We start from the raw sequence: 13,625 nt of genomic DNA on the forward strand, positions 1-13,625 counted from the left end.
AATTCCGGGATTTTATGGGGCTATCGAGTATATATCGGAAAATTCGATATTGATAGCCTCAATTATTTTGCTCTGGGAATTCTGCCTGCTGGGATCATGCCATTGACTCTCTTCGCAAAGGTGGATGGGCATTGATATTATAAACTCGCTTCCCTTATTTTCTTCACTTCTTACCCTGATGGTTCCATTGTGAAGGGCAACAAAGGACTTTACAATGGAAAGACCTATGCCGCTTCCGTCAATCTCTGCAGTGAGATCGTTATTTACTTGACGATAGCGCTCAAAAACAGCCGCTTGCATATCCTGAGGTATTCCTATGCCTGTATCTTTAACTTTAATAATCACATTATTGAATTTATTTGCTACTTTTACTGAGATTTTGCCCCCTTCATTGGTAAACTTGATAGCGTTGGATAAGAGGTTTAGAAGTATTCTTTCAATTTTGTCAACGTCCACAGCAGTTATAATTTCCTCATTGAGGGTATCAAACTCCAAAGTCAACCCTTTTTGCTCTACATAAGGGATTACGGAGCTGGTTATGTCTTCCACCAGATATACGATATTGCAATTTACCAGATTTGTCTTGATGTAGCCGGAATCAATGCGACTAAGATCGAGGATATTGTTTATCAACCTCAAAAGCCTGTAACAGTTCTGCTTTATGGTAACCAAATGTCGAGTTGATTTTCTGCGGTCATTCCCGTCAAGAGGATATTTTTGACTGATAAGCTGTATAGCCCCGAGAATAACACTTAAGGGGGTTTTTAGCTCGTGGGACATGTTGTAAAAGAACTCTGACTTTTGACTGCTTGTTTTTATAGTTTTCTCATAGAGTGAGGTAAGGTTTCGAATTAGCTCATTCTTTTCTTCAAGCTCACGTTGATGTTGTTTTTTCAAATTTTCAATATCATCAATATTTTTTGAAGAAATATCACTCAATTTCTTATTGGCATATACCACAACCAGTATAAGAGCAACAAAAATCAGAACCTCCAATATAAGGATAAAAATGCTTTGTGCCAGCAGCAGGTCAAGGAGGGCACTATCATCTGCAGGAGCTTTGTTAGTTGTCTCGTACATAAATGAAATAAAACCAACACTTGCAATAACTAAATGTGCAAGCACAGAATATATTACAATCCTCGTGCATGTACTGATATAAGGTTTACTGTTCATAGTACCAACCCTTACTTTATAATAAGTATGATTTCATATATTTTTTACATAGAATAATATAGGGCTATATACATAAAATGTCATACCTATTTTATACAATAAAAACAAATATGTAAATACATTTTTGGCATTCATGACAAAAAAACTTCGAATTCAATCAGAATACCTTTATAAAATAGACTTTTAATATTATAATTTATAAAGGACAAAACTATATCGGTTTTATGTAGTTATTTATATATATCGTTAAGGAGGTATTTTATGTCAGGACATTCAAAATGGGCTAATATAAAACATAAAAAGCAAAAGACAGATGCTCAGAAGGGAAAAGTATTTACAAAAATCGGAAGGGAAATAGCTATAGTCGTAAAACAAGGGGGACCCGACCCCGAAGTCAATTCAAAGCTCAAGGACGTTATAGCCAAGGCAAAAGCTGCTAATATGCCCAATGATACTATCATGAGGAGTATTAAGAAGGCGGCAGGTGACGTTGATTCAGCCAACTATGAGGAAGTAACATATGAAGGTTATGGCCCCGGTGGTGTAGCTGTTATTGTTGAAGCCATGACGGATAACAGAAACAGGACGGCGGGTGATGTTAGGCATTTCTTTGATAAATTCGGAGGCAATCTCGGTACATCGGGCTGTGTGTCCTTTATGTTTGACAAAAAGGGCGTAATACTTATTGAGAAGAGTGACAAGGTTAAAGAAGATGACCTTATGATGAGAGCTTTGGACCTTGGGGCGGAGGATTTCTCCACCGAGGAGGAGTATTTTGAAATAATTACATCGCCGGAGGATTTCTCAAATGTGAGAGAAGGCCTTGAACAGGATGGTTATGATTTTGTCGAGGCTGAAGTTGAGATGGTTCCCCAGACTATGACTACACTGACCGATCAAAAGCAGATTGATTTTATGGATAGGCTCATTGAAAGCTTGGAGGATCTGGATGATGTCCAGAACGTTTATCACAATTGGGATGGCGAGTAGAGATTTTAAATACCAGGGGATTTTTTGCTTACCTTCCTGTATTGCCTGAGGTTTAGGCCATACAGGAAGGTGCTTTTTTGAGATATATTCCCAAATTCAAAAAAATATCTATTCAAATTTCCCAAAGTATTAACAAGAGGAAAAATTTTTGATATTATATATGCGTTGAGGAAGGAGAGGATAGTTTTGAGCAATATGGTTTATGATATTCTTGAAAGTCAGATAAAAAGTGAGATCGACAAGAGTATTCAAAGACTGGGAGTCAAAACATATGATGTTTCGATTGACGCAGATGTATGTTTGAATATTAAGGTTGTTCTTGTTTCGAATGAAGTGGAGATTAAAAATATAAGTTAGAAGGTTTATAACTATCACGAGGGAATAATTTAAAAAACCAGGTGCCCTTATAGTAGAGCTTAAGGCACCTGGTTTTCTATACTTAGGCTTTATTATCCACAGGAGCTGATTCTCTAAATAGCAAGCTTATGCTATATAACCCTGCAATACCTACTATTGAATATATTGTCCTTGTAATAAATGAGCCTACACCAAACAAACTTGCTACTAGGTTATAGTCAAACAGTCCAACCAAAAGCCAGTTTAGTGCTCCGATTATAACTAAAGCCAAAGCCAGTCTATCCAAAGGTGTTCTATCCATAATTACAACTCCTTTTTATCAAATTAAGCTTTATATTAAATTATATCTGTATTATTACCGACGAAAAATTAAAAATTCATAGCAAAAAATGAATTGGAATAAAAGTAAAAAGGAGGAAAAATATTATCCCAGAAAATCCAGAACACACTGGGATAATATTTGCATTCCAGTACTTATGCAGTTTTCGTCAAGATTGAATCTGCTGGAGTGAAGGTTGTGGAAGTTCTCATCGCAAGGATTGCTACAGCCCAAATTAAAGATCGCACCAGGGACTTTTAGGGTATAATATGAAAAGTCTTCTGCCAGCATAGAAGGCTCGGGTTTTTCCAGTACATTATCTTTGCCTATGATTTTCTTCGATGCATTTGAAATAAGCTTTGCAATTTCGTCGTTATTTATAACCGGAGGATAGCTCAGATCATAATTAAAAGAGAAGTCTGCTCCCTCTGCCGATGTTATTGAGGCAATTATAGATTGCATTTTAGCATATATTTCATCGTGGGTTTCCCTATCAAAAGCTCTGACAGTACCTTTAATAAAAGCCTGTGAAGGAATTACATTATAGGTATTGCCTGCTTCAAAGCATGTTATGGACAGGATAGCGCTTTTAAAGGGGCTAAGGGTCTGTGTAATAGTCTTTGGAATAATTGAGGAAAACATATTTAAAATATTAACACCTATGGATATAGGATTAATGGATTTATGGGGTTGTGCTGCATGTCCCCCCTTACCCTTAATGACTATGTCAAAATCGGCGGGAGAAGCCATCACAGGGCCTGTACCGATTGAAATTTGGCCCGACTTCAAAAGCGGAGAAACATGAAGGGCAATTATCGCATCGGTTGAAGGATTGTCCAGTACGCCTTCATTAATAATGAAATCAGCTCCACCCAGGCCCTCTTCAGCCGGCTGGAAAATAAACTTAACATTGCCGGATATTCTATCCCTAAAGCCGGAAAGTATCTTTGCCACTCCTAATGCTATGGCAGTATGGGCATCATGGCCGCAGGCATGCATAACATTTGGGTTTTGGGACACATACTCAAAATCATTTTCCTCGGCAATCGGCAGTGCATCCATGTCAGCTCTTATTGCAATTGTCTTGCCGGAGCTTTTGCCCTCAAGGACCCCGACAACACCGGTTTTGGCTATGTTTGTATAAACCGTGAAACCAAGGTTTTCTAAAAAATCCGATACGATGGAGGAGGTTCTATATTCATGAAAGCCCAATTCGGGATGTCTATGAATATCCCTTCTTATACGGATAATATCATCTATTATTTGAGAGGATCTCTCATTTATTTCTAAAGTGTACATTTTTTATCACCCTATTTAATATGTAGTAAGCACCATAGATTTTGTGGAAGCTCATATATTTAAAATATATATTAATTCTCAAATAAGTGCAAGTAAATGGGGATTTTGGCAAGGAGATATAAAAAAATAGGAAGAACAAGGCATGCACCTTGTTCCTAAATTTCTCTTACAGTACGCTTTGACACTTTCTCTTCGAAGAAAACACAGTCAGGGGAGACTGAAGCTGAGTTTTTTGTGACACTATCAAGTGTACACTTGCCATCCTGTTGGTGAACACAATTTGACGAGCAGTTGATAGTTGTCATAATATCACTCCCGTTAGAAAGAGTATTGTTAAATCGGTTGCAAACAATAAAATAGGTCTGATAATATTGTACCCATAAAAGAATTAATTATTAATTTCGCAAAAAAAAGCTCGGGACACCGAGTCCCTTCGCTTTTGCCTCTTTCATTTCATTCCAAGAGGCCAAATAAAATCCGCACCTTTTGTAAAAGGTGCGGTTTATTTGAACAACCGCCGGTTTTTTTAATTGTCCGGCAGTTAGTAGCGAACATATGGCAAAAAAGCAAATATTTATTAATAATATATTTTACGTCCTGTTTGTCTAAAATAGTATATAATTTTATAAGTAAGAAGGACTAATATTTAAGATATTTTATATTATGAATATAAAAAAAGAATTGTGATAACTTGATAACTTTTTTTATGATTACTTTATGTAAGGTTGAGGATTTTTAAGAATATAGAGCAGGTGAGTTGATGAATTACATAAATATGCCCAATATCCCCGAAAAAAGTGTTCGTCTTGCCATGGTGGACGGAAGAATCAGCACCTCTTTGGAGGCTGGATTACAAGGGAAGGGTATTGAACTGATTAAGACAAAACCACATTTGGGGCTTTACCCGGCTATTTCATATCATCCCGATGCTATATTTCATCATTTGGGGGAAAGAAAGATTGTATATGCCCCCGGAGCGGACGAAGGCGTTCTTGGTGCCCTTTCGGCCAGAGGATTTTTGCTCATAAAGGGAGAAACGGAGCTTGGTCCAAGATACCCTGGAAGTGTTCACTATAACGCAGCCAGAGTGGGAAACCTTGTATTTCACAACACCAAATATACTGACAGGGTTCTTAAGAACAATTTGATTGAAATGGATATAGAGTTGGTACATATAAAACAAGGTTATGCAAAGTGTGCAATATCTGTTGTGGATGAAAGTTCTATAATAACCATGGATATAGGCATTGCCAAGGTAGCTGAAAAAAAAGGGATTGATGTACTGGTTATAGAAGAGGATGCCATATTGCTTCCGGGCTTTAATAATGGATTCATAGGAGGATGCACCGGGCTTATTGGCAAGGGAATGTGGGCTGTTGCAGGCAATGTCCGAAATCTTAAATCTTATAAGAGGATAGAGGATTTTCTTTTGAAAAAAGGTGTCGAGATAGTTTCGCTCTTCGATGGTCCTGTGGTGGACATAGGCACGATAATACCGCTTCTTACAGATTGAAATAGCAGTGAATTTAAGGCTAAGACCTTTTAATCCCTTTTGTAACTAACTATACTTATTTGCATATAATATACTATAAAAATATGTATGAATGTTTGGGTAATAATATGCTAGGTTTCAATTTGATAATAAAATGTTGGAAATTGAGAAAATTGTGCCATAAATTGTATATATTGCTTACTGCATACAACAAATTGCTAAGACATATACTACGTTTGAAGGGATGTGAAGTTGATGCAGTTTCTTTGTATTGGGGTTAATGAACATGCAGACAGTTTGAAAAACTGTTTGATAAATGAATTATCCCGAAATAATAAGAAAAATAGAAATTACCTAGTAAGAGATGTTGTCGACTCGGAAGGCTCAACTTCAATTATCTGTACCTTTGCAGATGGTGATGCTCCTTCGGATATGGATTCTCATTTATATAATGAATTGGTTTTAAATGTTTCTACTGCATTAGCGACTTTTATTATTGATAAATATGAAGAAAAATTGATATATAGAATAATAAATTGCAATTATGGTTATTTTACTCAGGTAGAAAGGAAGGAAATACAAAGGCTTGCCCTTGCAATTATAAAAAATGAGGAAAGAAACCTATTAAACAGCTTTTTTCAGATCCGAAGAAAGAACATTATAATAAAAAGGCTGCTGGAGTATTTTGAATGCTCAAACAGTGTTATACTGGATGGCTTTGTAAATTTTCGTCTGAAGGATTATATGAAAGATCTTGAAGAAATAGTTGATAAAGCTATGGATGATTTCCTTATGGAGAGGGAATATAGGGAGTTTATCAGGCTTTTAAGATATTTTGTAGATATACAGGAACCAAAGTTCAATGCTGTCCATATTATTGTAGGCTATGACAATAAGTATATACTCCTCGACGAAAACAAGAATGAAATAACCAATGATTGTCTTCAGGAGTTTATGAACGACATACCCGAAGGAGAAATCAATTATGACGACCTTCTTGTAAGTTTTCTTATTACTATGGCACCAAGGAAGCTTTTGATACATGGCGCTAAATCCTTCAGAAACAAGGAGCTTCTTGAAACCATTAAAAATGTTTTTTGGGGCAAGGTTGTCATATGTTCCGAATGTGAATTATGCATAGTAAACATGGTAAGAAGTGAGAATAAAAGCTAAATCAAAACATTAGCCAAGTAGAATGGGTCGAAGAGGCCCTCTTTTTTTGATAAAAAATTACAGGAAAACAGAAATAGTACTAATTTCCTTCAAATTTTTTTGCCGTACATATTGACAATATACAATCAAATGATACAATATTCATATAATACAATATGATGTATATAAGTGTTATTTGTTGTACATAATATAGAAAGTGGTAAGTCCTCTATTGTAAGATGCTTTTAAGAAGATTGGCAAGAGATTAAACTTTGTAGCAATTTTTAAGCAAATAATATAACTTTTCTTTATACTAATGACTAAAAATATAAGATACCAAGGATTAGAAGACTTAAAAGCAAAAGATGACAAGTAAAAAAACTAAAGAAAAATATCCGGGATAAAAGAGAGTAGATATACTCTCTTTTCCCTGTTTTGGGGGAAATAATTTTATAAGGAATAATATCTACACTACCTCTTTAAACTAGAATCGCTTTCTTTTTGCCTCATGCAATTATGAAAGGGAAATTTGCCCTCATTGTAATGGAGGACGGTTTTGTGGTAAAATTGATTTTAATATAAAGGAAAAGTTGTACTGTTTATTGAATTGGAGTTTTGGAAGTTTGTGGAGGTATAAACTTGAGAGTTGTTGGATTTGTAGGACCAAGCGGGACTGGTAAGAGCCATAGAGCTGTATGGGTTGCGCGGGAGCGAGGAATAGACTTTATTATTGATGACGGTCTTCTTATAAGAGGCGCACAGATCATCGCAGGGACTTCTGCCAAAAAGGAAAAAACAAAAATAAGCTCTATTAAGAGGGCTCTGTTTACAGATGATGAGCATGCAAATGATGTGAAGACGGCTATAAGGCAATACAATCCTGAAGGGATACTTATTCTCGGGACATCGGATGGTATGGTTGAAGCCATAGCAAAGCGTCTGGAGTTCCCGGAGATAAGTGAAAAGGTTTATATACAACAGGTGGCAACGGATTTTGAGATAAAGCAGGCGCTTACCACAAGAAAGGAACAGGGAAAGCATGTTATTCCGGTGCCCACTTTTGAAATAAAAAAAGACTTTTCAGGGTATTTTCTTGACCCTCTGCAGATATTTAGAAGGAAAGGGAAAGGGAGCTTTCAGCTAATCGGCGAGAAATCTGTTGTTCGCCCTACTTTCAGCTACCTTGGCAACTATACTATTTCCGACTATACCATATATCAGATAGTGGATTATGTTGCTTCAAACATTGAAGGAGTAAATAAAATATCAAGGTTCAGGGTGGAGAATCATCCTGAGGGTATATATATTGAAATGGACCTTGTGCTGGTGTATGGTTGCCGGATAAAGTCTCTTTTAAGAGAGGTCCAAAAAAAGGTAATTGATGAAGTTGAAAAGCTTACGGCGCTCAATATAAAAAGCCTGAACCTTACGGCAAAAAGCCTTGTTTTAGATCCCCAGAAGGTTTTGGATGCGAGGCGGAGCGATTGGGCTACTTGAGGTTGCAAAAGCCCACCAGCTTTTGAATACTTCTTAACAGTGCATCTTTTGAGTTGCCCCAGGGAGCGTCATTATTACGGTAGTCAAACTTTTTTGTAAACCAGTTTACCTCTTGCTGAATTCGTTCCAAGTTTTGCACCTGCATAGAGAGCAGATTGTCTACAAATATGGCGGTTTCCTTTGGATCAAGATACTTTTTTGCGCCTTCGAGAAGAACTTTTAGATGCTTGAGACAAAATCCCTTGCGGCTGTGAAACAGGTCTTTGAAGTCGTTCTCTTTAAAATAAAGATATAAAATTACGTCTATATATCTGTCCATGGTATGGTTGATTCTTGTGCAAATGGTACAGGAGTTCTCAAGCTTACTTAAGTGTTCAATCAATTCATCTACAAACTTGCGGGTTTCGGTTTGCTTTGAAGAGAGCTTGCCCGACAGGTTTTTAATAAAAGAGACATCGGAATCCTTTTTAAGCTGATCTTTTTTGTCCTCATAATTTTTTTTGAGTCGTAAGTTCTGTTCGACCATATGGGTATCAACAATCAGCCCTAGACCTAAGCGGTTTGCCTGGGTGTTGTATAAAAGCTCAAAATGCCTTTTGCAAAAGCCGTTTTCATTTGTCTCCATTCTTCCTTCAGGCTCCATCAGGAAAGGTCCTAATACGTATTCAACGTTTTCGTCCTCCAACTTTTTTTCAAGCACGCACAAGGGACACTCGCAATCGGTGTTAAATGCATCGGTTACAGGTATTGTGTATATTTTTTCTTTCATGACAATTTCCTTTCAATGTTTAATGGGGAGAAATCTTTTTATTTAAATTATAGCAGAAAAAGAGGGTATTATATATAAATAAGATAAAAAATTATTGAGGTACGGTGAGAATATGGAATACAAGGGATATAAAATTGAGCATAAGGACAACAAGGTCATTGTTGAGGGGGTATTGGATTTTGACCCTGTCCATGTATTTGATTGCGGGCAGTGCTTTAGGTGGATAAAACAGCTTGACCAAAGTTACACAGGAGTCGCATATGGCAGGGCAATAAATGTAAAGTGCCAAGATGCAATTTTGGAATTGTCAAATACCGATATAGAGGATTTTAAGAATATATGGTTTGATTACTTTGACCTGGGAAGGGACTATTCGTACATTAAAGAGAAAGTAATGAAGGATGAGATAATGAAGGAGGCAGTAAAATTTGGCTCCGGGATAAGGCTTCTTAAGCAGGATATATGGGAGACATTGATATCTTTTATCATCTCCGCCAACAACAGGATACCCCGGATAATGAAAACTGTGGATGAAATATCTCGGACTTATGGCCGTGAAATAGAGATGGACGGAGGAAAGTATTATGCGTTTCCCGGTATCCAGGAGCTTTCCGGCGCAACCCTGGAAGGACTCGAACGCTCCGGAGCTGGGTTTAGATGCAAATACATAATGAGTGCAGCAAGGGTGATTGATGAAGGTCAAATAAGCCTTGGGTCTGTTGCTTCTATGGATATTTCCGATGCAAGGAGCTATTTGATGAAATTTCAGGGAGTGGGTCCTAAGGTTGCAGACTGTACACTATTATATAGCGGTACGAAATATGATGTGTTTCCCACCGATGTGTGGGTAAAAAGAGTGATGGAGGAGCTGTATTTTAAAAGGGAAGCAAGTTTTGGAGAAATACAGGAGTTTGCCCGGGATTATTTTGGTGAATATGCGGGATTTGCTCAGCAATATCTTTTTTATTATGCTAGACAAAACAGAATTGGCGCTAAATAAGAACGGAGGCTATTTTACGAACACAAATTGTAAAACTAATTATAATTTTGATTTATTAAGCATTTGATAGTTTAATTATAATATCCTCGACTCAGTAGCTTTAAATGTGTATTGTATTGTTTGTTTTTTTAAGTGGCGTGATGTTATAATGTGTTTGTAAGTAAGTGAATAGAAACTATAGCCTGAAATGTTCGGAGTATCCTATTATTTTGAACCTACATTTGACATAAGGGAGTTTGGAGTTTAAAAGCAGGATGTCAGGCCACAAGTTAATTCCGACACATATCTTTAAGATACGTGCAACGGCAGTGGAAGGCTGAGGCTTTTAACAGGACACCCACCTAGCTTGGGCTAGGTGTCAAAATATAGGTGAACGGCATTTTGGGTATAATTATAATAAAGGGTCTCTGGCAAAACCAGAGACCTTTTATTATAGTTATTATTTAATACTTACTCTTACATAGCTCTTCCTGGGATTATAGCATCAATTATACCGTAAATCAATGCACCTATTAAAGCACCGAGCAGAGTTACGCTGTAGCCTGAAACGAAAAACTGGGTGATATATATTATTACCGCTGCCAGTATAAAGCCCGTAATTCCTCTTCCAAAAGGGGTAGCATTTACACCGAGGAACCTTAATGCAACATAGTCAAGTGCTGCAAGAACAACCGCTCCTAAAATAAGTGGCCAGAAACCTGTTATTGAAAAGCCTGGGGTTAAAGCTGCTGTGACTGCAAGTACAACTGCTCCCACTACCAGCCTTATGAGGAAATGGATTATACTGAAACCCTCTGCCCTGGCATTGTTATAATTTGCCATAAGTTCACTTCCTTTCTCCTTGTTATTAATATTATTTGCTTTAAATTACTTAATTTCAGTGGACAAATTTATATTTTGCTTTATCATTTATATTATGAATTAATAACATTATAATTATTCAAATCGGGCAAACTATAGTTTATGCATCGACAAAAATACAAGCGCTGTATTTACTTCAGATGATGTATCTGGTAAAATTGATTTGACAATTTTAAATAAGATAAAAATAGTGATTGAGTAGAGTATCCTATAGAAGATGGGGCCATCCTTATAAGAGAGGAACTGTCAATGGCTGAAAGCGGTTCTTAAGGTAATGGATAGGAGAAGTGCACTCATGAATTTGAAAGCTGAATTCCATACGCGATATTTGTAATTCTGCTATGGGCAAGTAGGTTTTCACGGAAGACGCACCGTTATGCAAATGAGATGGATTATTCCAAATTAGAGTGGAACCGCGGTTTGCCTCGCCTCTATGTTTTATAGGGCGAGGTTTTAATTTGTACAGGCATAGAATTACCATATAAATTTCTATAATATAACCTAAGTTTATGTGGTAAATATAAATCATATTGAACAATTAGTTTGGATGTGAGGAGTAAACATGTTTAAGCAGTTTATGGAGGATGCAAAATCGATTGCTCAAAGGGACCCGGCAGCAACAAGCGTATTGGAAGTTATATTTTTATACTCGGGATTCCATGCGGTTTGTTTTCACAGGGTTGCCCACTGGTTTTACAACAAGAACATGTGTCTTATAGCCCGGTTTATTTCACAGTTAAGCAGATTCTTGACAGGCATCGAAATACATCCCGGGGCCAAAATCGGCAAAGGACTGTTTATAGACCATGGAATGGGTGTGGTCATAGGAGAGACAGCCGAGGTGGGGGACAATTGTACAATTTACCACAATGTTACCCTTGGGGGAACCGGCAAGGATAAGGGAAAGAGACATCCCACCATAGGAAACAACGTGCTTATAAGTACCGGAGCAAAGGTGCTAGGCCCGTTCAAAGTGGGAGACAATTCACGGATTGGAGCCAATGCAGTGGTTTTAAGTGAGGTTGAACCGAATACTACAGTGGTTGGGGTACCGGGCAGAGCAGTTAAAAGGGGAGATCAGAAGATTGTACCTTCTATTGAGTTGGATCAGATACATATCCCTGACCCGGTTGCTCTGGAATTGTGCAAGATAAAGCAGAGACTGGAGAGTTTGGAGAAGGAGCTTTCCCAAAAACAGCACGAACCTGAAGGTACGAAAGAGAAGAGTGTATCTCAAGAGATATATGAAGGATAATGTGAATTGGAGTAAGGAAAGGAGATAGCAGATGATGAGACTTTATAATACTTTGACCCGAAGAAAAGAAGAGTTTCGCCCTATTGATGAAAAGGAAGTTAAAATGTATTCATGCGGGCCTACGGTTTACAACTATTTCCACATAGGAAATGCCCGTCCGTTTATTATATTTGATACCTTAAGGAGGTATTTTGAATACAGGGGTTATGACGTGAAGTTTGTGCAGAATTTTACCGACATAGACGACAAAATGATAAAGCGGGCAAATGAGGAAGGCATAACGGTAAAGGAGTTGGCAGACAAGTATATAAATGAATATTTTTTGGATGCCAAAGGTTTGGGGATAAAAGAAGCCACTGTCCATCCAAGGGCAACGGAAAATATAGATGCAATAATTGAGCTGATTAAAAAGCTTGAGGAGAAGGGCTTTGCCTATAATGTAGATGGAGATGTGTATTTTAACGCCAAAAGCTTCGAAGAGTACGGCAAGCTGTCCCATCAGTCATTGGATGACCTGGAGCTCGGCTCAAGAATTGACGTCAACGAAAGAAAAAAGGACCCTATGGATTTTGCGTTGTGGAAGGCTCAAAAGCCGGGGGAGCCTGCGTGGGATAGTCCATGGGGAAAGGGAAGGCCGGGCTGGCATATTGAATGCTCTGCCATGGCAAATAAGTATCTTGGAGAAACAATAGACATCCACAGTGGTGGGCAGGACTTGGTATTTCCTCACCACGATAATGAGATTGCCCAAAGTGAAGCCGCGAACGGCAAGCCCTTTGCCCGATATTGGCTTCACAATGGTTTCATAAACGTAGACGGTGAAAAAATGGCAAAATCAAAGGGTAATTTCTTTACAGTAAGGGATATTGCAAAGACCTTTGACTATGAGGTAATAAGGTTCTTTATGCTTTCCGCTCATTACAGGAGCCCCATAAATTTCAGCGCCGAGCTTCTTGAACAGTCAAAAAACGGACTCGATAGGATATACAACTGCATTGACAATCTTGAGTACCTTATAGAGCATGCACCGATTGAGAAGATGACAGAAGGTGAAAGGGAGCTTCAAAAGAGACTTCTTGGGATTAAGGATAGATTCATTGAAGCTATGGATGATGATCTTAATACGGCAGATGCTATTGCTGCGGTGTTTGACATTGTAAAGGAGGTCAACACCAATATAAATGCAACTACCAATCCCTCAAAAGAAATCATCGAGTACTCGAATTCACTGATTAAAGAGCTAGGAGGAGTACTGGGGATTGCCCAAAAGAGCAGGCAAAAGAGTATCGATAGTGAAATTCAAGAGCTTATAGATAGAAGACAACAGGCAAGGAAGGAAAAAGATTGGAAGACAGCTGATGAGATAAGAGATAAGCTTAAGGAAATGGGAATAGTGCTTGAGGACACTCCGCAGGGAGTAAAATGGTCAATAAAACAGTAAAAATAGCAAAATGAAAG

Annotated in this window: 13 protein-coding genes and 1 other RNA gene; 9 read left to right on the forward strand and 5 right to left on the reverse strand. The window is 37.7% G+C overall.

Annotation, left to right across the window (positions count from 1 at the left end; all coding sequences use genetic code 11):
- Positions 1-12: 12 nt before the first annotated feature.
- Positions 13-1,176 carry a sensor histidine kinase gene (locus tag EFD62_RS08075; protein WP_069195072.1) on the reverse strand — a complete coding sequence of 388 codons (1,164 nt, stop codon included), beginning with the start codon at positions 1,174-1,176 and terminating at the stop codon, positions 13-15.
- Positions 1,177-1,437: 261 nt separating this feature from the next.
- Between EFD62_RS08075 and EFD62_RS08080 the strand changes: the two genes are divergently transcribed.
- Positions 1,438-2,166 carry a YebC/PmpR family DNA-binding transcriptional regulator gene (locus EFD62_RS08080; RefSeq protein ID WP_069195071.1) on the forward strand — a complete coding sequence of 243 codons (729 nt, stop codon included), beginning with the start codon at positions 1,438-1,440 and terminating at the stop codon, positions 2,164-2,166.
- 186 nt (positions 2,167-2,352) lie between these two features.
- Positions 2,353-2,523 carry a hypothetical protein gene (locus tag EFD62_RS17770; protein WP_170176851.1) on the forward strand — a complete coding sequence of 57 codons (171 nt, stop codon included), beginning with the start codon at positions 2,353-2,355 and terminating at the stop codon, positions 2,521-2,523.
- A gap of 82 nt (positions 2,524-2,605) precedes the next feature.
- On the opposite strand, the gene EFD62_RS08085 is transcribed toward EFD62_RS17770, so the two are convergent.
- Together EFD62_RS08085 and EFD62_RS08090 are read right to left on the reverse strand one after the other, a co-directional pair.
- Complete coding sequence (locus EFD62_RS08085) at positions 2,606-2,824, reverse strand: DUF378 domain-containing protein (protein WP_069195070.1); 219 nt, start codon at positions 2,822-2,824, stop codon at positions 2,606-2,608.
- A 123-nt stretch (positions 2,825-2,947) separates the two neighbouring features.
- Positions 2,948-4,141 (reverse strand): M20 metallopeptidase family protein, encoded by a 1,194-nt coding sequence (locus EFD62_RS08090; RefSeq protein WP_069195069.1) that lies wholly within the window; start codon positions 4,139-4,141, stop codon positions 2,948-2,950.
- Between the two features lie 760 nt (positions 4,142-4,901).
- Between EFD62_RS08090 and EFD62_RS08100 the strand changes: the two genes are divergently transcribed.
- From EFD62_RS08100 to EFD62_RS08110, 3 genes are all read left to right on the forward strand, one after another.
- Complete coding sequence (locus EFD62_RS08100) at positions 4,902-5,654, forward strand: DUF6873 family GME fold protein (RefSeq protein ID WP_069195068.1); 753 nt, start codon at positions 4,902-4,904, stop codon at positions 5,652-5,654.
- 234 nt (positions 5,655-5,888) lie between these two features.
- Positions 5,889-6,806, forward strand: coding sequence for a putative sporulation protein YtxC (ytxC, locus tag EFD62_RS08105; RefSeq protein WP_069195067.1), 918 nt, complete (start codon positions 5,889-5,891; stop codon positions 6,804-6,806).
- 618 nt (positions 6,807-7,424) lie between these two features.
- Positions 7,425-8,282 (forward strand): Asp23/Gls24 family envelope stress response protein, encoded by an 858-nt coding sequence (locus tag EFD62_RS08110; protein ID WP_069195066.1) that lies wholly within the window; start codon positions 7,425-7,427, stop codon positions 8,280-8,282.
- Here the strand turns inward: EFD62_RS08110 and EFD62_RS08115 are convergent.
- Entirely contained in the window at positions 8,275-9,051 is a 777-nt protein-coding gene (locus EFD62_RS08115) for a DUF6062 family protein (protein ID WP_069195065.1), read from the reverse strand. The two genes, EFD62_RS08110 and EFD62_RS08115, sit on opposite strands and share 8 nt — an antisense overlap.
- A gap of 112 nt (positions 9,052-9,163) precedes the next feature.
- On the opposite strand from EFD62_RS08115, the gene EFD62_RS08120 reads away from it, so the two are divergent.
- Positions 9,164-10,051: a DNA-3-methyladenine glycosylase family protein gene (locus EFD62_RS08120; RefSeq protein ID WP_128705959.1), complete on the forward strand. Its 888-nt coding sequence runs from the start codon at positions 9,164-9,166 to the stop codon at positions 10,049-10,051.
- A gap of 176 nt (positions 10,052-10,227) precedes the next feature.
- Positions 10,228-10,443, forward strand: a non-coding RNA gene (gene ssrS / locus EFD62_RS08125) — 6S RNA.
- Positions 10,444-10,507: 64 nt separating this feature from the next.
- On the opposite strand, the gene EFD62_RS08130 is transcribed toward ssrS, so the two are convergent.
- On the reverse strand, positions 10,508-10,873 hold the full coding sequence (locus EFD62_RS08130; RefSeq protein WP_069195064.1) for a phage holin family protein: 366 nt from the start codon (positions 10,871-10,873) through the stop codon (positions 10,508-10,510).
- Between the two features lie 601 nt (positions 10,874-11,474).
- On the opposite strand from EFD62_RS08130, the gene epsC reads away from it, so the two are divergent.
- Positions 11,475-12,167, forward strand: coding sequence for a serine O-acetyltransferase EpsC (epsC, locus tag EFD62_RS08135; RefSeq protein ID WP_069195063.1), 693 nt, complete (start codon positions 11,475-11,477; stop codon positions 12,165-12,167).
- Between the two features lie 34 nt (positions 12,168-12,201).
- Positions 12,202-13,608 carry a cysteine--tRNA ligase gene (gene cysS, locus EFD62_RS08140; protein WP_069196355.1) on the forward strand — a complete coding sequence of 469 codons (1,407 nt, stop codon included), beginning with the start codon at positions 12,202-12,204 and terminating at the stop codon, positions 13,606-13,608.
- The last annotated feature ends 17 nt before the right edge of the window (positions 13,609-13,625 follow it).

It is taken from the genome of Acetivibrio mesophilus, assembly GCF_004102745.1.
Classification (GTDB): Bacteria; Bacillota; Clostridia; order Acetivibrionales; family Acetivibrionaceae; genus Hungateiclostridium; species Hungateiclostridium mesophilum.